At 64.7% G+C, this 18619-nt stretch carries 18 protein-coding genes; 2 read left to right on the top strand and 16 right to left on the bottom strand.

Going from position 1 to position 18619, the window contains the following annotated elements; genetic code table 11:
* The first annotated feature begins 119 nt into the window (after positions 1–119).
* A complete protein-coding gene (locus BBTA_RS10395; RefSeq protein WP_012042440.1) occupies positions 120–965 on the top strand; it encodes a hypothetical protein in 846 nt (281 codons plus the stop codon).
* A gap of 57 nt (positions 966–1022) precedes the next feature.
* A complete protein-coding gene (locus BBTA_RS10390; protein ID WP_041750526.1) occupies positions 1023–1364 on the top strand; it encodes a hypothetical protein in 342 nt (113 codons plus the stop codon).
* Positions 1365–1384: 20 nt separating this feature from the next.
* Here BBTA_RS10390 and BBTA_RS10385 read toward each other — a convergent pair whose 3' ends face one another.
* From BBTA_RS10385 to BBTA_RS10310, 16 genes are all read right to left on the bottom strand, one after another.
* The gene (locus BBTA_RS10385) at positions 1385–2332 is read right to left on the bottom strand and encodes a TonB family protein (RefSeq protein ID WP_012042438.1); all 948 of its coding nucleotides are present in this window, start codon (positions 2330–2332) and stop codon (positions 1385–1387) included.
* Positions 2329–2754: a TonB system transport protein ExbD gene (exbD, locus tag BBTA_RS10380; RefSeq protein WP_012042437.1), complete on the bottom strand. Its 426-nt coding sequence runs from the start codon at positions 2752–2754 to the stop codon at positions 2329–2331. Before exbD ends, BBTA_RS10385 begins: the two co-directional genes overlap by 4 nt.
* A gap of 3 nt (positions 2755–2757) precedes the next feature.
* Positions 2758–3534, bottom strand: a complete 777-nt coding sequence (gene exbB, locus BBTA_RS10375; protein WP_012042436.1) for a tonB-system energizer ExbB — start codon at positions 3532–3534, stop codon at positions 2758–2760.
* A 366-nt stretch (positions 3535–3900) separates the two neighbouring features.
* On the bottom strand, positions 3901–5643 hold the full coding sequence (locus tag BBTA_RS10370; RefSeq protein ID WP_012042435.1) for an ABC transporter substrate-binding protein: 1743 nt from the start codon (positions 5641–5643) through the stop codon (positions 3901–3903).
* A gap of 124 nt (positions 5644–5767) precedes the next feature.
* Positions 5768–6097 carry a DUF2160 domain-containing protein gene (locus tag BBTA_RS10365; protein WP_012042434.1) on the bottom strand — a complete coding sequence of 110 codons (330 nt, stop codon included), beginning with the start codon at positions 6095–6097 and terminating at the stop codon, positions 5768–5770.
* Between the two features lie 184 nt (positions 6098–6281).
* Positions 6282–7088: a carbohydrate ABC transporter permease gene (locus BBTA_RS10360; RefSeq protein ID WP_012042433.1), complete on the bottom strand. Its 807-nt coding sequence runs from the start codon at positions 7086–7088 to the stop codon at positions 6282–6284.
* Positions 7088–7990 carry a carbohydrate ABC transporter permease gene (locus BBTA_RS10355; protein WP_012042432.1) on the bottom strand — a complete coding sequence of 301 codons (903 nt, stop codon included), beginning with the start codon at positions 7988–7990 and terminating at the stop codon, positions 7088–7090. Before BBTA_RS10355 ends, BBTA_RS10360 begins: the two co-directional genes overlap by 1 nt.
* Positions 7991–7993: 3 nt before the next feature.
* The gene (locus BBTA_RS10350) at positions 7994–9076 is read right to left on the bottom strand and encodes an ABC transporter ATP-binding protein (protein WP_012042431.1); all 1083 of its coding nucleotides are present in this window, start codon (positions 9074–9076) and stop codon (positions 7994–7996) included.
* Positions 9077–9089: 13 nt separating this feature from the next.
* Positions 9090–10175: an ABC transporter ATP-binding protein gene (locus BBTA_RS10345; protein WP_012042430.1), complete on the bottom strand. Its 1086-nt coding sequence runs from the start codon at positions 10173–10175 to the stop codon at positions 9090–9092.
* Positions 10172–11725, bottom strand: coding sequence for a glycerol-3-phosphate dehydrogenase (gene glpD / locus BBTA_RS10340; RefSeq protein ID WP_041750525.1), 1554 nt, complete (start codon positions 11723–11725; stop codon positions 10172–10174). The genes BBTA_RS10345 and glpD overlap by 4 nt, the downstream gene beginning before the upstream one ends.
* Positions 11726–11880: 155 nt before the next feature.
* Positions 11881–12714 (bottom strand): DeoR/GlpR family DNA-binding transcription regulator, encoded by an 834-nt coding sequence (locus BBTA_RS10335; RefSeq protein WP_012042428.1) that lies wholly within the window; start codon positions 12712–12714, stop codon positions 11881–11883.
* A 163-nt stretch (positions 12715–12877) separates the two neighbouring features.
* Positions 12878–13069, bottom strand: coding sequence for a hypothetical protein (locus tag BBTA_RS10330; RefSeq protein WP_012042427.1), 192 nt, complete (start codon positions 13067–13069; stop codon positions 12878–12880).
* 270 nt (positions 13070–13339) lie between these two features.
* On the bottom strand, positions 13340–13771 hold the full coding sequence (locus BBTA_RS10325; RefSeq protein ID WP_012042426.1) for an acyl-CoA thioesterase: 432 nt from the start codon (positions 13769–13771) through the stop codon (positions 13340–13342).
* Positions 13772–14054: 283 nt separating this feature from the next.
* Positions 14055–14678 carry a flavin reductase family protein gene (locus BBTA_RS10320; protein WP_012042425.1) on the bottom strand — a complete coding sequence of 208 codons (624 nt, stop codon included), beginning with the start codon at positions 14676–14678 and terminating at the stop codon, positions 14055–14057.
* A 102-nt stretch (positions 14679–14780) separates the two neighbouring features.
* On the bottom strand, positions 14781–15389 hold the full coding sequence (locus BBTA_RS10315) for a TetR/AcrR family transcriptional regulator (RefSeq protein ID WP_041751362.1): 609 nt from the start codon (positions 15387–15389) through the stop codon (positions 14781–14783).
* Between the two features lie 23 nt (positions 15390–15412).
* The gene (locus tag BBTA_RS10310) at positions 15413–18553 is read right to left on the bottom strand and encodes an efflux RND transporter permease subunit (RefSeq protein WP_012042423.1); all 3141 of its coding nucleotides are present in this window, start codon (positions 18551–18553) and stop codon (positions 15413–15415) included.
* Positions 18554–18619 lie beyond the last annotated feature (66 nt).

The raw sequence follows: 18619 nt of genomic DNA, 5'->3' as shown, positions 1-18619 counted from the left end.
TTCAGCCGGTCGCCCCGCATGTTTTCGCCGCGCCGACTCGATAGCTCCTCGTCGCAGGGGAGCACGAGGATATGCAGTCGGCCGGCATCGCAAGACAGCAAAGACAATCGCGATGGTGCGTGACCACTGCTGCCCTCCTGCTCATGCCATTCGGCGCATCAGCCGAGGAGATCCAGGGCAACGACCCCGCCTCGCCCGGGCATTTCCAGATCGAGCAGCGCTTCGGCTATGTCACCACGTTCAATCCACAGCAGCAGAATGGCGGCCAGCGCGTACCGCAGCGCGCGATCACCGGCGAGACCGAGATCGGCTATTCGCCGACCGAATGGTATGAGATCGCGCTGACGTCGCCTTACGCCTTCGCGCGCGCCAATGTGCCGATGACGCTGGGCAATGTGATGGACAATGGCGTGCCCGGCTACTCCTTCCAGTCCGGCGGCGTGACGATCAGGCAGACTTTCATCCAGGGTGATCGCCTCGAACGCACGGTCTTTCTCGGCCTGGTGTCGCGCACCATCCTGGCGCCGCAGGGAGGACTCACGCCGGATCTGTGGGTCGCCAACAAGGCCGGCGCCGGCCAGCCGGGCGCGCCGCGCTTCGTACAGGAAGCCACGCCGCGCGTGGCGCAAATGTTCACGCCGATCATCGGCGTCAATCTGCCCAATGATTATCAGTTGATCTTCAACGCCAACATGACCTTCGGCATCGACGGCGCCGGCTCGGCCTTCGAGCCATCGGTCCGCTTCGTCAAACGCCTCAACGACCGCTGGACCGTTGGCATCGAGCACTTCTCCAATCTCGGACCAATCGGCCATATCCTGCCGTGGAACCAGCAGATGCAGACGCTCTATGCGGTCGCCGATACCAAGTTCAAAGGCTTCGAATTCAGCTTCGGCGTCGGCTACGGCCTGACCAATGCCTCGCGCGGCCTCGCGGTCAAGACCAGCATCGGCAAGGATTTTTGACACGGACCTGATCTGCCGCGGCACCTCATCTTCGATCACAACACAAGGAAGCTCATCATGCGTCGCCTCGTCACCACCTGCGCTGTTCTCATGCTGGCCGGCTCGGCCGCCTTTGCCGAGGACGGTCCGCGCTTTCTCAACCGCACCGGCCAGACCATCGTGAAAATGTATTTGGCGGCAGCAGGCACCAAGAGCTGGGGCACCGATCAGTGCAAGAACGACGACGAGGGCGAGGTCGACCACAATGAGCGCATGACCTTGGTCGGCGTCAAATCCGGCCGCTACGATATCAAGCTCGCCGACAAGGCCGGACGCACCTGCGTGGCCAAGAACATCGAGCTCAAGGAAGGCGCGCAGTTCGTCGTGCGCGATACCGATCTCACCGAATGCTCGAAGTGAGCAGACGATCGTGAGGCCGCTCAGCGCGGCCTCATATGCAACGGCACCGAGCGTGTTTCCTGCGCCTGTTTCATGACGGGCGGAAAGCGCGGAAACGGTGCGGCGCGTTCGATGATGGACAGCGCCGCGCGATCCAGCGCCGGCGAGCCTGAGCTGCCAGCGAGCCGGCGCGACACCAGCCGCCCGTTGCGATCAATCACGACATTGACGATGGCGGTCCCGCTTGCGCCATTGCCGTCGGACGGATAGGCGACGTAGCGGCGGATATGCGCCACCACTTCGGCATTCCAGCTTGCCTGCCCCTCGCGCGCACCGACACTGTCCTCGCCAGGGTTGGGAGCAGATGCGACGCGCGACGGACGGCTCGCCTGCGCCGCAGCCGGCTTCGGCGGTGCGGGCTTCTTCTCGGCCTTCTCCTGCGTTTCCTTCTTCTCGACCGGTTTGCGCTCGACGCGCTCGGGCACCGGGGCCGGCTTCTGCTCCGGCGGTTTGGCCTCGACCGGCTTGGGCAGCGGCGGCGGCAGCACGATGTCATCGACGCGTGGCGGCTCTGGCGCCAGCGCAACCTGAGGCGCGGGCTCGGGCGCGGGAGCGACCTCGGGCACCGGATCCGGCTGAGCCATGACCTGCGGCTCCGGATCAGGCGGAGGCTGCGGGACCGGCTCGGCCACGGCTTCGCGCGCGACGGGCTCCTCCTTGACCGGCTCTTCCTTCGGTGGCTCGACCGGCGGCGTGGGATCGGCCGGCGGCGCATCCTGGGCCGCGGGCGCGGGATCGCTGACCACGGCCGGCGTGAACACCACATCGAAGGCCGGCGCCTCGGCGCGCCCTTGGGCCGCAGGACGCAGCAGCAAATAGCCCGCCGCCAGCCCGACATGCAGCGCGGCCACGACCAGCGCGGCGATGGTCCACAACGTCCGCTCGCGGCGCTCGTCATCCTCGAACGGATCGAGCGTCAGGACGCTCACGGCACGCTCCGGTCTTCCAATGCGACCAGCGCCACCTTGGTGTAGCCGGCGCGCCGCAGCGTGTTCATCAGCGCCATCACCTCGCCATAGGGCAGCGTCTGGTCGGCGCGCAGCAGCACCCGCTGGCCATGGTCGGACTTCGTCGCGGCATCGAGCGAGGCGGCGATGTCGGCCTGCGCCACGCTTTGATCGCCGACCGCAAGCGAACGGTCGGCCTTGAAGGTCACGAAAACCGGCGTCTCCGCGCGCGGCTGCGGCTCCGCCGAGATCGCCGGCAGGTTGACCGGGATATCGACGGTCGCCAGCGGCGCGGCCACCATAAAGATGATGAGCAGCACCAGCATGACGTCGATGAACGGCGTCACATTGATGTCGTGCGTCTCCTCGAACTCATCAGGACGCTTGGCGAGCTTGACGGCCATCGCTCACTCCGCCGGATTGGCGATCGACAGCAGCGACGTATCCACCGCCCGGATCGCGCCACGCCGCGCTTCGGTCGAGGCCGCGTGCTGACGATCGAGATCGCGGCTCAGCAGCCGCATCACGGCCACCGACGCATCGGCGATGACCGCGCGATAACCGCCGGTTGCGCGCGCGAAAAGGTTGTAGATGACAACGGCCGGGATCGCGGCCGCCAGGCCGAAGGCGGTGGCCAGCAGCGCCTCCGCAATGCCCGGCGCGACCACCGCGAGGTTGGTGGTGTGGGCATGCGAGATGCCGATGAAGCTGTTCATGATGCCCCAGACGGTGCCGAACAGACCCACAAAGGGCGCCACAGCGCCCACGGTGGCGAGAATGCCGATGCCGCGGCCGATCCGGGCCACCGCAGCCGCCTCGACCCGCTCGAACTGCCACGCGACGCGCTCCTTGATGCCATCAGCCGGAAGGCCGCGTGACTTGTCGATCTCGTCCTCGGCGACGGCGAGCAGGCGACCCACCACCCCCTCTTGCGCGGATTCGGATCCCGCCGCATTCGCCAAGGAGTGGGCCGTGACCGCGGTGCCGAGCGCAACGCGCGCCACGCGGAGCGCCGCACGGAGCTGAATCGTCTTCACGACCAGAACGGTCCAGGTCGCGACGGACGCGAGCGCCAGCCCGATCATGACCGCCTTCACGACCATGTCGGCCTGCAGGAACATGGTCCAGGGGGACAGCGCTTCCGGCAGCGTGCTCGCGAGACTGGCGATGTTCGCCTGGTCCATGGTCCGACTCCCTCGCTGGCCGCGTGGTTTGATGATCCCGAATCCGGACGTGCGATCGCATCGCGCGACGCCGGATCAGTCGTGGCCTTGTTGTTTCGCGTCGTTGGGGCAAAGTCGCGGCGAACACCGCAACAATTCCGCTGCGGAAGAGTGCAGCCTGTCCTCATCGCCTTCAAGGCACTTGCGACGTGGAATATGTCCCGGGTTGCTCGGGAATAATTCCCGGACGGAACCATGCGCGGCTGCGGGCAAAACAAAAGGCCGGGATCGCTCCCGGCCTTTCGATCTCTCTGGTCTTCCGCTCCGCCGTGACGCCGCGGTGTCGTGGACTGCCCGGTCAAGCCGGGCGGTCACGGTGGTGTGCGATCACTTCGCTTCGGCGCGCTTGGGCGGGCTGGCCGGCCACGACTTGATCAGCGTGTCGTAGTCGATCGTCTCGCCCTTCGGCTTTTCGTTCGCGAGCTTGCGCTGCGGAGCGATGTTGCCGTCCTTGGCCGACTTGTTGAACCAGAACTCGGCCGATTCCTTCTTGTTCAGCTTCGGACCGCACTCGCCCTGCACCTTGGACTTCTCGAGACGCTCAAGGACAGAGTCCTGGGCGGCTGCGAGCGCATCCATCGCGGCTTGCGGGGTCTTCGCACCGGACGACGCGTCGCCGATGTTCTGCCACCACAGCTGCGCCAGCTTCGGATAGTCGGGCACGTTGTTGCCGGTCGGGGTCCACTGCACGCGCGCGGGCGAGCGGTAGAACTCGATCAGGCCGCCGAGCTTCGGCGCACGCTCGGTGAACGACTTGTCCCAGATGTCGGATTCACGGATGAAGGTGAGGCCGACATGGCTCTTCTTGAGGGACACCGTCTTGGAGACGATGAACTGCAGGTACAGCCAGGCCGCCTTGCGGCGATCCGGCGGGGTCGACTTCAGCAGCGTCAGCGAGCCGGCGTCCTGATAGCCGAGCTTCATCCCTTCCTTCCAATAGGCGCCATGCGGCGACGGGGCCATGCGCCATTTCGGCGTGCCGTCCGCGTTCACGACCGGCAGGCCGGGCTTCACCATGTCGGCGGTGAAGGCGGTGTACCAGAAGATCTGCTGGGCGACGTTGCCCTGCGCCGGAACCGGGCCGGCCTCCGAGAAGGTCATGCCCTGCGCCTGCGGCGGCGCATACTTCTTCATCCACTCGAGATATTTGGTGATCGAGTAGACCGCCGCCGGTCCGTTGGTGTCGCCACCACGCTCGACCGAGGAGCCGACCGGACGGCAGCCTTCCATGCGGATGCCCCATTCGTCGACCGGCAGGCCGTTCGGGATGCCCTTGTCGCCGTTGCCAGCCATCGACAGCCAGGCGTCGGTGAAGCGCCAGCCGAGCGAGGGGTCCTTCTTGCCATAGTCCATGTGGCCATAGACCTTGACGCCGTTGATCTCCTTGATGTCGTTGGTGAAGAACTCGGCGATGTCTTCATAGGCCGACCAGTTCACGGGCACGCCGAGGTCGTAGCCATACTTGGCCTTGAACTTCGCCTTGTACTCCGGGTTGGTAAACCAGTCGTAGCGGAACCAATAGAGGTTGGCGAACTGCTGGTCGGGCAGCTGATAGAGCTTGCCGTCCGGCGCGGTCGTGAACGACTTGCCGATGAAGTCGTTGACGTCGAGATAGGGGTCGGTGACGTCCTTGCCCTCGCCCTTCATGTAGTCCGACAGCGCGATGGTCTGGCCGTAGCGGAAGTGAGTGCCGATCAGGTCCGAGTCGTTGATCCAGCCGTCATAGACGTTCTTGCCGGACTGCATCTGGGTCTGCAGCTTCTCGACGACGTCACCTTCCTGGATGATGTCGTGCTTCAGCTTGATGCCGGTGATCTCGCTGAACGCCTTGGCCAGCGTCTTGGCTTCGTATTCGTGGGTGGTGATGGTCTCGGAGACGACGTTGATCTCCATGCCCTTGAACGGCTCGGCCGCCTTGGCGAACCACTGCAGTTCCTTCAGCTGCTCTTCCTTCGACAGGGTCGAAGGCTGGAATTCGCTGTCGATCCATTTCTGGATCGTGGCGTCGTCCGAACGGGCCGGCGCGGACAGCGTCATGGTCGCGGCGAACAGCGCGACAGCGCTGGTCATCGCAAGATAGCTCGCCTTGGTCAGGTGATGCTTCCTAGGTTTCAAGTGTCGCATGGTTTCCTCCTTGCAGCGACAGACGTATCCAGGTCCGGGTTGCCCCCGGATCTGCCCCTTTTCACCTGCGTCAGACGGTGCGGAAGATCGCAACGGCTGACGCAAGCGAAATTGCGGTCGCGAGCCACAGGCTCGAAACCTCAAACCCTTCCTCACCGATCGGCAAGGTCGCAATCGTATCGGTGCCGACCAGGCCGATCCATGCGAGATGGATGACGGCGGCCGTGATCAGCGAAATGAACAGGCGGTCGCCGCGCGTGGTCGGAATGCGCAGCACACCGACGCGCTCCGCCTCGGGATAGCGCGCGGCCAACAGCGTCATGACGCCGAGCGTACACGCCAGCGCCACGAAGAAGATCGCCGTCGGCGCGGTCCAGGCCATCCATGCGATGCTGTCCATGGCTATCAGCTCCAGGCGGTGGTGAGCCCCCTCCCCCGCTTGCGGGGGAGGGTTAGGGTGGGGGCGCCGCGAGTCCGGCTGCCCGAGAGGAGAGATGCCACCCGCATCGCATCTGACGACGCGATTCGGCCTCCCCCGCAAGCGGAGGAAGCGGAACGGAGGCTATGGCGTGGCACGTGCATCATCACACCCGTCCCAGCGCGAAGCCGCGCGCGATGTAGTTGCGGACGAACCAGATGACGAGCGCGCCGGGGATGATCGTGAGCACGCCGGCGGCCGCCAGCAGGCCCCAATCCATGCCGGACGCCGAGACGGTGCGGGTCATCACCGCCGAGATCGGCTTGGCATCGACCGAGGTCAAGGTGCGCGCGAGCAAGAGCTCGACCCAGGAGAACATGAAGCAGAAGAAGGCCGCGACGCCGATGCCGCTCGCGATCAGCGGCACCAGGATCTTCACGAAAAAGCGCGGGAACGAGTAGCCGTCGAGGAAGGCGGTCTCGTCGATCTCGCGCGGCACCGACGACACGAAGCCCTCGAGGATCCAGACGGCGAGCGGAATGTTGAAGATGCAATGCGCCAGCGCCACCGCCCACGGCGTATCGAACAGGCCGATCGCCGAATAGAGGTTGAAGAACGGCAGCGCATAGACCGCGGCCGGCGCCATGCGGTTCGACAACAGCCAGAAGAACAGGTGCTTGTCGCCGAGGAAGCGGTAGCGCGAGAACGCGTAGGCCGCCGGCAGCGCCACCAGGATCGAGATCACCGTGTTGAGGATGACGTATTTCAGCGAGTTGATGTAGCCGGAATACCAGCTCTCGTCGGTGAAGATCCGCATGTAGTTTGCGATCGTCGGCTGATGCGGCCACAGCGTCATCGTCGTGACGATCTCGTTGTTGGTCTTGAAGCTCATGTTGACGAGCCAATAGATCGGCAACAGCAGGAAGACCAGGAACACCGCCATGATGACGCGACGGCCCGGAATCGTGTTCATCACGCGCCCCCCTCGGCCGGCCGGCGCTCGGCGCCGGCATTGGTCATGATGGTGTAGAACACCCAGCACACGATCAGGATGATCAGGTTATAGACCAGCGACAGCGCGGCCGCCTTGCCGAGGTCGAACTGGCCGAGCGCAATCTTGACGAGCTCGATCGAGATGAAGGTCGTCGAATTGCCCGGCCCGCCGCCGGTCACGACGAACGGCTCGGTGTAGATCATGAAGCTGTCCATGAAGCGCAGCAGCACGGCGATCAGCAGCACGCGATGCATCTTGGGCAGCTGGATCGCGGTGAACACCGCCCAGCGCGAGGCGCCGTCGATCTGCGCCGCCTGGTAATAGGCGTCGGGAATCGATTTCAGGCCGGCATAGCACAGCAGCGCGACGAGGCTCGTCCAGTGCCAAACGTCCATCACGATCACGGTGGCCCAGGCATCGAGATCGTTGGAGACGTAATTGTAGTCGATCCCCATGCTCGTCAGCGTATAGCCAAGCAGGCCGATGTCGGGCCTGCCGAAGATCTGCCAGATGGTGCCGACCACGTTCCACGGAATCAGCAGCGGCAGCGCCAGCACGACGAGGCAGAAGGCGACGGTCCAGCCGTCGCGCGGCATCGACAGCGCCACGACGATGCCGAGCGGCACCTCGATGGCCAGGATGGCGAGCGAGAAGATCAGGTTGCGGCCGAGCGAGGCGAGGAAGCGACCGCCGAGATCGGTCGAGGGATCGAGCAGCTCCTTGAACCAGCCGACGCCGTTCCAGAAGAACTGGTTGTTGCCGAACGTGTCCTGCATCGAATAGTTCACGACCGTCATCAGCGGCAGGATCGCGGAGAACGCGACCAGCAGGAACACCGGCAGGACCAGGAACCAGGCCTTGTTGTTGATGGTCTTGTCCATCTCTCAGGCTCCCTCGACGAGACGGCTGTCGGCATAGACATGGACATAGGCCGGGTTGAACTTCAGCCCGATCGCCGAGCCCTGCGGCGAGACGCCGGCCGGCAGGCGCGCGGCAAACTTGACATCGCCGACCCGGACCCGCGCGAAGCGGATGCGGCCGAGATCGTCGACACGTTCGATATTGGCATCGAGCAGGCCCGGTCCCGGCTCTGCGACATCGACGAATTCCGGCCGCACCCCGATCTCGATCTTGGCGCCGGCCGGCAGCGCATCATAGCTGCGCGCCAACGACAGCGTGTGACCGGCAATGCGGGCCTCACGGCCCTTCACCTCGGCGGCGAGAATGTTCATGCCGGGCGAGCCGATGAAATAGCCGACAAAGGTGTGCGCCGGCTTGTCGAACAGCTCGGCCGGCGTGCCGCTCTGCACGACGCGGCCGTCATGCATCACGACGACCGTGTCGGCGAAGGTCAGCGCCTCGGTCTGGTCGTGCGTGACGTAGATCATCGTCAAATCGAGCTCACGATGCAGCGCCTTGAGCTTCGAGCGCAACTGCCATTTCAGCTCGGGATCGATCACCGTCAGCGGCTCGTCGAACAGGACGGCGGCGACATCCGAGCGCACCAGCCCGCGGCCGAGCGAGATCTTCTGCTTGGCATCCGCGGTGAGGCGCGTCGCCTTGCGGTTGAGGTCCGGCGTCAGATCGAGCAACCGCGCGATCTCGGCGACGCGCTTGTCGATCTCGGCCTTGGGCACGCCGCGGTTCTTCAGCGGAAATGCGAGATTCTCGCCGACCGTCATGGTGTCGTAGATCACCGGGAACTGAAACACCTGGGCGATGTTGCGCTCGCGGGTGGTGCGGTGGGTGATGTCGGTGCCGTCGAACAGGATCTTGCCGCGCGATGGCGTCAGGATCCCGGAGATCAGGTTCAACAGCGTGGTCTTGCCGCAGCCGGACGGACCGAGCAGCGCGTAGGCGCCGCCCTGCCGCCAGGTCATCGTCACCGGCTTGAGCGCGAAGCTTTCGATGTCGGCGTCGTTGCCGTGATAGGACTGGGCGAGATCGACGAGGTCAATGCGGGCCATGCGGCATCTCCCTCTAAAGGCTGCCAGGTGCCGCGACCAGGCGGTCGCCGGCGTCGAACACGAAGATATTGGCGGGATCGAGCACGGCATCGAGAATCTCGCCGGGCTCGTATTCATGGACGCCGTGCAGCACGGCGACCCAGTTCATGCCGTCGCGGGTCAGATGCACGAAGCTCTCCGATCCCGTGATCTCGGTGACCGAGACGGTCGCCGGAAAGGCATGGCGGCCATGGCTGCCGTCGCCCTTGGCCAGTCCGAGCTGATGCGGCCGGAAGCCGACGCGATAGGAGCCCTCCGGCAGATCGGCATAGAGGCCGGCCGCCGGCGCCCTGACGCCGCCGGCATAATGCACGCTGTCGCCGCGCTTCTGGATCTCGACGACATTCATCGGCGGATCGGAGAACACCTGCCCGACGCGCAACGTGTCCGGACGGCGGTAGACGGTGGCGGTATCGCCGGCCTGCAGCGCCTGACCTTCCCACATGCACACGGTGCGGCCGCCCAGCAGCAGCGCCTCCGACGGCTCGGTGGTTGCATAGACGAAGATCGCCCCCGACGCTTCGAAGATGCGCGGCAATTCGGCGCGCAGCTCCTCGCGCAGCTTGTAATCGAGATTGGCCAGGGGCTCGTCGAGCAGCACGAGATCGGCGCCCTTCACCAGCGCGCGCGCGATCGCGGTGCGCTGCTGCTGGCCGCCGGAGAGCTGCAGCGGGGTGCGCTTCAGATAGGGCTCGAGCCGCAGCAGCCTGGCGGCCTCGGCCACGCGCTTCTCGATCTCCTCGCGCGGCTTGCCCTGCACCCGCAGCGGCGAGGCGATATTCTCATACACCGTGAGCGAGGGATAGTTGATGAACTGCTGATAGACCATCGCGACCGATCGCTGCCGCACGTCGGCGCCGGTGACGTCCTTGCCGTCGACCAGCACGCGGCCGGTGGTCGGCTTGTCGAGCCCGGCGAGCAAACGCATGATCGAAGTCTTGCCGGACAGAGTCGGGCCGAGCAGCACGCTCAGCGTGCCGCGCTCCAGGGTCAGCGAAACGTCTCGAATGGTCGTGACGCCGTCGACGACCCGGGAGACGTGATCGAGCGTGACGCTCATGCGCGTCCCCCGGCTTCACGCGCCGTCACGGCAGCGCGCTCGCGGTGGGCTGTGATCCACGCATCGAGCGCTGCGATCTCAGCCGCCGACATTCGCAACCCCAGCTTCGATCGCCGCCACACAATGTCCTCGGCCGTCAACGCCCACTCATTCGTCATCAGGTACCTGACTTCGCGCTCCGTCAAGGTGCCACCGAAGTCCTGGCCGAGATCGGCCAAAGATGTCGCACCCGCGAGCATGGTCTGGGCCCGCGTACCATAGGCATGCGCGATGCGCTTCGCATGTGCATCCGACAGGAACGGATAGGTCTTGCCGAGATCGGCGACCAACGTGGCAACGGCCTGCACCTGCATGTCGCCGCCGGGCAGCGCGGCCTTGCCGGTCCAGCCTTCGTCCGCCTTCGCGCCCTTCAGATACGGCGCCAGGCGCTCCAGCGCCTCCTCCGACAGTCGCCGGTAGGTGGTGATCTTGCCACCATAGATCGAGAGCAGCGGCAGGCCGCCGGGCGTATCGAGCTCGAACACGTAGTCGCGCGTCGCCGCCTTGGCCTCGCTGGCGCCGTCGTCATACAGCGGGCGCACGCCGGAATAGCTCCACACCACGTCAGCCGGCGTCACTGGCTTGGCGATGTACTCGCCGAGCGCGGCGCAGAGATAGGCGATTTCCTCGTCGGTCGCCTTCACCTTGGCCGGATCGCCCTGATAGTCGCGATCGGTGGTGCCGATCAGCGTGAAATCCTGTTGGTAGGGAATCGCGAAGATGATGCGGCCGTCGGCATTCTGGAAGATGTAGGCGCGGTCGTGATCATAGAGCTTGCGCACCACGATATGCGAGCCCTGCACCAGGCGCACTTTCGCTTTTGCATTGACACCGGCGCCGGTCGAAAGCACCTGCTCCACCCACGGGCCGGCGGCATTGACCAGCGCACGCGCCTTGATGGTCTCGCGCTCGCCGGTCTGGGTGTTCTCGGTGGTGACAAGCCAGTTGCTGCCGTCCTGCCGGATCGCGGTCGCCCGCGTGCGCGTGCGGATGACGGCCCCGCGGTCGGCGGCATCGCGCGCGGTCAGCACCACGAGGCGCGCATCATCGACAAAACAGTCGGAATATTCGAAACCGGTGGAATAGCGTCCGGCGATCAGCGGACGGCCGACCTCATCGCTGCGCAGATTCACCGAGCGTGTCGGCGGCAGCAGTTTGCGGCCGCCGAGATGGTCGTAGAGGAACAGGCCGAGCCGCAGCAGCCAGGCCGGGCGCAGGCCGGAATGATGCGGCAGCACGAAACGCAGCGGGCGGATGATGTGGGGCGCGATCTGCCAGAGAATCTCGCGCTCGATCAGCGCCTCACGCACCAGGCGGAATTCGTAATATTCGAGATAGCGCAAGCCGCCATGCACGAGCTTGGTTGACCAGGACGAGGTTCCGCTCGCCAGATCGTTCATCTCACACAGAAAAACGGAATTTCCGCGTCCGGCCGCATCGCGCGCGATGCCGCAGCCATTCACGCCGCCTCCGACAATGGCGAGGTCGTAGATCCGCTCCAACAGACGCATCCCCCGTCAATCGCCTTGACCGCGGCGATTTCACTTTCGCTTTCGAGTTAAACACAAACGAAAGTGAAAGCAAATCGAAAAACGCATATTGGGCCGCGATTGGGCATAACGTGCCCAATCTCGGCCCAAACAGCCTGTGGAATCAGCGCGGGGGGTCAGGCGCGGCGGAGTGCCGCCGGGTTGGCTGTTTCGGCCGCCTCTGCGGCCTCCTCCGCCTCGTCGGCCGGCATCGCCGAGACCACCTCGATGCCGCGGCTGTGGCAGAGGCTGGCGAGCCCATCGGGCAACGGACGGTCGGTGACGAAGGTCTGGATCTGGCTGAGATGGGCGATGCGCACCGGGGCACTGCGATGCAGTTTGGTGGAATCCGCCACCAGCATCACGCTGCGCGCATTGGCGATGATGGCCTGCGCCACCTGCACCTCGCGATAGTCGAAGTCGAGCAGCGCGCCCTCCTCATCGATCGCCGAGGCGCCGATGATCGCGTAGTCCACCTTGAACTGGCCGATCAGTTGCGTCGCCGTCGAGCCGACCACGCCGCCATCCGAACGCCGCACCGTGCCGCCGGCCACGATCACCTCGATGCGCGGATGCGGATAGAGCAGCATCGCGACATTCAGATTGTTGGTGATGACCAGCAGATCCTGATGCGAAGACAGCGCGCTCGCCACCTCCTCGGTGGTGGTGCCGATGTTGATGAAGAGCGACGAGCCGTTGGGAATGCGCGCAGCGGCAACCGTCCCGATCGCCTTCTTCTCGTCCGCCGCGACGAAGCGCCGCGCTTCATAAGCGAGGTTCTCCACCCCCGACGCGATAATGGCACCGCCGTGAATGCGCGTCAGCGCGCGCTGCTCGCAGAGATCGTTGAGATCCTTGCGAATCGTCTGCGCCGAGACTTCGAAACGGCGCGCCAGATCTTCCACCATGACGCGACCGGAGGCGCGCGCGATGTTGAGAATGTCAGTCTGGCGCTGGGAGAGAACGGCCATGGCAAGCTTTCAGGACAAGCTGCACCATGGTGATGCTGATCGAGTCAAGGGTCAATCGGCGAGGCGTTCAAGCGCACTGCAGCAATGACGGCTTGACGCATGTGCAACGCGGCATTCCCTACGGGTCGTCAGCGGAAGATTGACGCGCCCGTCATGCGACAGGTCAGGCGGCCGCACTCAACTCGCCGCTGACGAGACGAATCGCGGCGCGCTCGGCCTCGCGCGCGTTGCGAAACACCTGGCCCTCGAGCGCATTGAAACGGTGCGACGCCGCAAAGAAACGGAAGCCGCCGCGATCCCGCACGACGATCCCTGCCGCCTGGGAGCTGACCTCGATGATATAGGTGTCGGACATTGCGAAATCCCGTCGTTCATTCCGGGGCTTATAACGGAGCCCGACCAGGAATGTTCCTGCGATGCTCCATAGCTGCGGTCCATGACGCGGAATTCAACAGGCGATTCTGTCGATCCTATGTTTGATCGACGCCCGGTTCGTGACAACGACTGTTGACTGGACGATCTCGCAACGCACCCGGCCGCAACAGCGGCTGCTGCTTCGGTCAATTGGCCGCACGCCGCGATGATGATCTTTTCGGAAAGCTGGTTTCCACTTTCCGGATCATGTCTAAGCCGACGTCGTCGCGCCGTCGCGCTTGACCGGTTGCGGCCGGCCGTCATCATCGATCGAGACATAGGTGAAATTGCCGTCGGTCACCAGGATCGGCTGCTCCTCCCTGCGGCGCAGAACCCAGGCCTCCAGGCGCACCGTCAGCGAGGTGCGCCCGACGCGTACCAGATGCGCATAGACCGAGACGAGGTCGCCGACATAGACCGCCTTGCGAAAGTTCATCGCCTCGATCGCGACGGTGACGGTGCGAGACTTCGCGATCTTGGCAGCGAACACGCCGCCGCCCACGTCCATCTGGCTGAGCAGCCAGCCGCCGAAAATGTCGCCATTGGCGTTGGTGTCGGCCGGCATCGCCAAGGTGCGGATGCAGAGATCGCCGCGCGGCTCGGTCGGCGCTGACAGCGCGGCATGGACAGTCGCTTCGGTCACGTCAGGTGGTCTCCAGTTCAGGGCTCTCGCATATGATGATCATAGCTTGAGTTCGGCTCCCTTCACATCGTCATGGCCGGGCTCCGTCCCGGCCATCCACGCCGTTCGGCATCCTGGGAAAGACGTGAATGCCCGGGCCTTCGCCGCGCCGAAGCGGCTTCGGCCGCGCAGGCGGGACGGAGCCCGGACATGGCAATGGGGAGGCAGCCTGGCGAAAAACTCAGATTGGTCATATGCGATAGCCCTGAGTTCAACCGGGGGGCAGCGCGCGCCGAAGACGGCGTCAGTCCGGCCGGATCATCTCGAACATGTCCTCGGCCTTGATCTCGAAATAATCGCCGCGACGGCCGGCGCGGACGATCGGATGTGCGAGCGCTGTCTGGTAGACGCCATCCTTGATCAGGGATTTGTCGATGTGCACGCCGACGACTTCGCCGAACGTCATCCAGGCTTCGGTCTTGGCGCCGTCCGCCCCCTGCAGCTGAAGGATCTGCGTCACCTTGCACTCGAAGGCGACCGGACTCTCGCCGACGCGCGGCACATTGACGAATTTGCACGGCAGCGGCGTGACACCGGCCAGCTTGAACTCGTCGACATCGCGCGCAACATGGGCCGCCGTCGCATTCATCTGGGTCGCGAGATCGCGCGTCACCAGGTTCCAGACGAACTCGCCGGTGTCCCGGATATTGGCGGCCGAGTCCTTCATGTTGGTCGACGAAAAGCCGATGATCGGCGGCGTGTAGTTGAAGGCGTTGAAGAAGCTGTAAGGCGCGAGATTGACGTGACCGTCCGGATCGCGCGAGGAGATCCAACCGATCGGGCGAGGTGCGATGATGGCGTTGAAGGGATCGTGCCTGAGGCCGTGGCCGTTCTTCGGTTCGTAGAAATGCAGGTCCCGTTCGGTCACGCGGCCGTCCCTTCCGTCATCGCGAGGAGCGCAAGCGACGAAGCGGTCCAGGATGCGAACACCATCCTGAATGGCCTCGTATCGCTCGCAATGACGCAGAACTTAGCTTGCGGCGCCCTTCGAACCAAGCCCTGCCAGCACGAAATCGATCATCTCGTCGACCGTCGGACCCGGCTTTGTCGCACATTGCGCAATCATCTGGGGATGAAAGAAGCGCATCATGGCCGTCGTTGCACATTCTGCCGCCAGTTCCAGTTCGCGGACCGCGAACTCGCCCGATGCGGCGCCCTGCCCGATCACCCGGCCGATGATCTCGGTGATCAGCTGCATATGTGCCTCGCAGACCTCCCAGCTCTGCTCCATGGCTACCGTGACCATCTCGTGCAGCTTGGAGTCGCCGACATAGCGCTCGGTATTCATGCGATGGATGGTGCCGAGCATCTCGCGCAGCCGAGGTGCGGCCGGGCCGGGCCGATCGGCGATCACGAGCGCCGCCGCTTCGACCTGGCCCATCAGCGTGCGCGCGACAGCCTCATGAATGGCCTTCTTGGAGTCGAAGAAGCGGTAGACGTTCGCCGGGCTCATGCGAAGCTCCTTGGCGATGTCGGCGACAGTGGTCTTCTGATAGCCGATCTGCCGAAACAGGCGTTCGGCCACGACGAGGATGCGTTCGCGCGTATCGGGCTCGATATGGTCGGAAACCAGCGTCATCATGCTCGCGATCTTGTCGGTCCTTACTCAGCCGCCTGGGCGATAGGAAGCTCCGGTGCCGGTTCATCAACGTGCTGCGCCGCAGAATGATCCCGCGCCCCCGCCCCGCGCTCATCGAGGCTCTTCCGGAACCATAGGGCATAGAGGCCTGGCAAGTACAGCAGCGTGAGGAAGGTTGCAACAAACAAGCCGCCCATGATGGTGATCGCCATCGGCCCCCAAAACGCGGAACGCGACAGCGGGATCATCGCAAGGATCGCGGCCAGCGCGGTCAGCACCACCGGACGCGCACGCCGCACCGTGGCCTCGATGATCGCCTCGCGCCGGGTCAGGCCCGAGGCCACGTCGGTTTCGATCTGGTCGACCAGGATCACGGTGTTGCGCATGATCATGCCGGCCAGCGCGATCAGCCCGAGCAGCGCCACGAAACCGAACGGCGCATTGGCGACGTTGAGCCCAAACGATGCGCCGATGATGCCGAGCGGTGCCGTCAGGAACACCAGCACCAGGCGCGAAAAGCTCTGCAGCTGGATCATCAGCAGGGTCAGCATGACGATGACCATCAGCGGAAACAGCACGAAGATCGACGCATTGCCCTTGGCCGACTCCTCGATCGCGCCGCCCATCTCGATGCGGTAGGCCGGATCGAGGTGACTACGAATGTCGGCGAGCTTCGGCCAGATCTGGTTGGTGACGTCGGGCGCCTGCACGCCGTCGGCGACGTCGGACCGCACCGTGATCGCCATGTCGCGGTTGCGCCGCCGCAGGATCGGCTCCTCATGCGAATATTCGATCTTGGCGATCTGCTGCAGCGGCACGGCGACGCCGTTGCGCGAGGTGATGGTGAGGTCGCCGACGCCCGCGAGATCGAGCCGTTCGGACGGCACGGCCCGTGCGATTACGCCGACCTTCTCGATGCCGTCACGGATGGTAGTCACCTGCACGCCTGAGATCAGCATCGCCAGCGACTGCGACACGTCCTGCGGCGTCAGGCCGATCGCGCGGGCGCGATCCTGGTCGACGACCAGCTTCAAATAGGGCGACTGCTCGTTCCAGTCGAACTGCGGGTCCCGCACATTGGCATTCTGGCGCATGACATCGCGCACCTGATAGGCGATCTCGCGAACCTTGGCGGTGTCAGGGCCGATCACCCGGAACTGCACGGGGAAGCCGACGGGCGGACCGAAATTGAAGCGATCGACGCGCACCCTCGCCTCGTTGATCTCGCCATTGGCAGCGGCGGCCTCGATTCTGGCCTTGATCCGCTCGCGCGCCGCGACGTCCTTGGCGACGATCACGATCTCGGCAAAAGCCTCGTTCGGCAGTTGCGGATTGAGGCCAAGCCAGAAGCGCGGCGAGCCCTGGCCGACATAGGAGGTGAAGGTCTCGATGTCCTTATCGTCCTTCAAGAACCCCTCGGCCTTGCGCGCGGCCTTCTCGGTGACGTTGAAGGCGGTGCCCTCCGGCAGCCGCAACTGCAGGAACAGCTCGGGCCGCTCCGACAGCGGGAAGAACTGCTGCTGGACGTGGCCGAAGGCGACGATCGAGGCCACGAACACGCCGACCGTCGCGGCCACGGTGGTGATGCGATGCGCGACACACCAGCTCACGACGGCGCGCAGACCGCGATACATCCGGGTATCATAGACCGCATTCTCATCGTGACCGTGATGGGCCTTCATGTCCGGCAACAGCTTCACGCCGATATAGGGTGTGAAGATGACAGCGACAAACCAGGACGCCACCAGCGAGATGGCGACGATCCAGAAGATGGTTCCCGTGTATTCGCCGACCGCAGAACTGGCGAAGCCGATCGGCAGGAATCCGGCGGCGGTGACCAGCGTTCCCGTGAGCATCGGGAAGGCCGTGGATTCCCAGGCGAACGATGCGGCGCGGACGCGGTCCCAGCCCTGCTCCATCTTCACCACCATCATCTCGACCGCGATGATCGCGTCGTCCACCAGGAGGCCGAGGGCGATGATCAGCGCGCCGAGAGAGATGCGGTGCAGATCCAGTCCCATTGCACTCATCACGATGAAGACGATGCCGAGCACCAGCGGCACCGACAGCGCCACCACGATGCCGGTGCGCCAGCCGAGCGCCAGGAACGAAACGAACAGCACGATGACCAGCGCCTCGACGAAGGAGTGCACGAATTCGCCGACCGCGGTCTCGACCACTTTCGGCTGGTCAGCGATCTGCTTCAGCTCGATACCCTGCGGCACCGCTTTCATGAAATCGTCGGACGCGGCGTGCACGTCCTTGCCAAGCTCGAGGATGTTGGCGCCCTTGGCGGTGACGATACCGAGGCCGAGCGCCGGCTTGCCCTCCTGATGCACCTTGTAGGTCGGCGGATCGACGAAGCCGTGGGTGACGGTGGCGATGTCGCCGAGCCGGAACACGCGGCCGTTGCTCTCGACCGGCGTCTCGGCCACCGCCTTGGCGCCGTCGAGCGCGCCGGTGACGCGCAGCGGCACGCGCTGCGACGAGGTCTCGACCGTGCCGGCCGGTGTCACATTGTTCTGCTTGGCGAGGGAATCGAACAGCGCCTGCGGCGTGATCCCGAGCGTTGCCAGCTTGGCATGGCTGAACTCGACATAGATGCGCTCGTCCTGGGTGCCGTAGAGATTGACCTTGGTGACGCCGTCGACCTTCAACAGGCGCTGGCGCAGGCCTTCCGCGACCTTCTTCAGCTGAGCATAGTCCGCCCCGTCGCCGGTCATCATGAACAGGATGGAATCGACGTCGGAAAACTCGTCATTGACGAACGGCCCGAGCACCCCCGAAGGCAGCGAGGCCTGCACATCCGCGAGCTTCCTACGGACGAGGTAGAACAGGTAAGGCACCTCCTTCGGCGGCGTCGAGTCGCGGAAGGTGATCTGCATCGCGGCGAAGGCGGGCTTGGAATAGGTCTCCACCTTCTCGAAGTAAGGCAGCTCCTGCAGCTTCTTCTCGATGGGGTCCGCGACCTGGCTCTGCATTTCCGTCGCGGTGGCGCCGGGCCAAATCATCGAGACGTTGACGACCTTGACGGTAAAGGACGGATCCTCGGCGCGCCCGAGACGCTCATAGGAGATGAACCCGAACAGGCCGAGCGCCACGATCAGGAACAGCACCAGTGGCGGATGACTGACCGCCCAGGCCGACAGGTTGAAACGCTTCATGGCACGCTCCCGATGATCCGATATCGCTAGTCCAGTCCATTCTCAGTGATCGTCGTTGCGAGCGAA

This window comes from Bradyrhizobium sp. BTAi1, from assembly GCF_000015165.1.
Classification (GTDB): domain Bacteria; phylum Pseudomonadota; class Alphaproteobacteria; order Rhizobiales; family Xanthobacteraceae; genus Bradyrhizobium; species Bradyrhizobium denitrificans.
The sequence above is the reverse complement of the archived record's forward strand: the minus strand, read 5'-3'. Positions and strand labels throughout refer to the sequence as shown.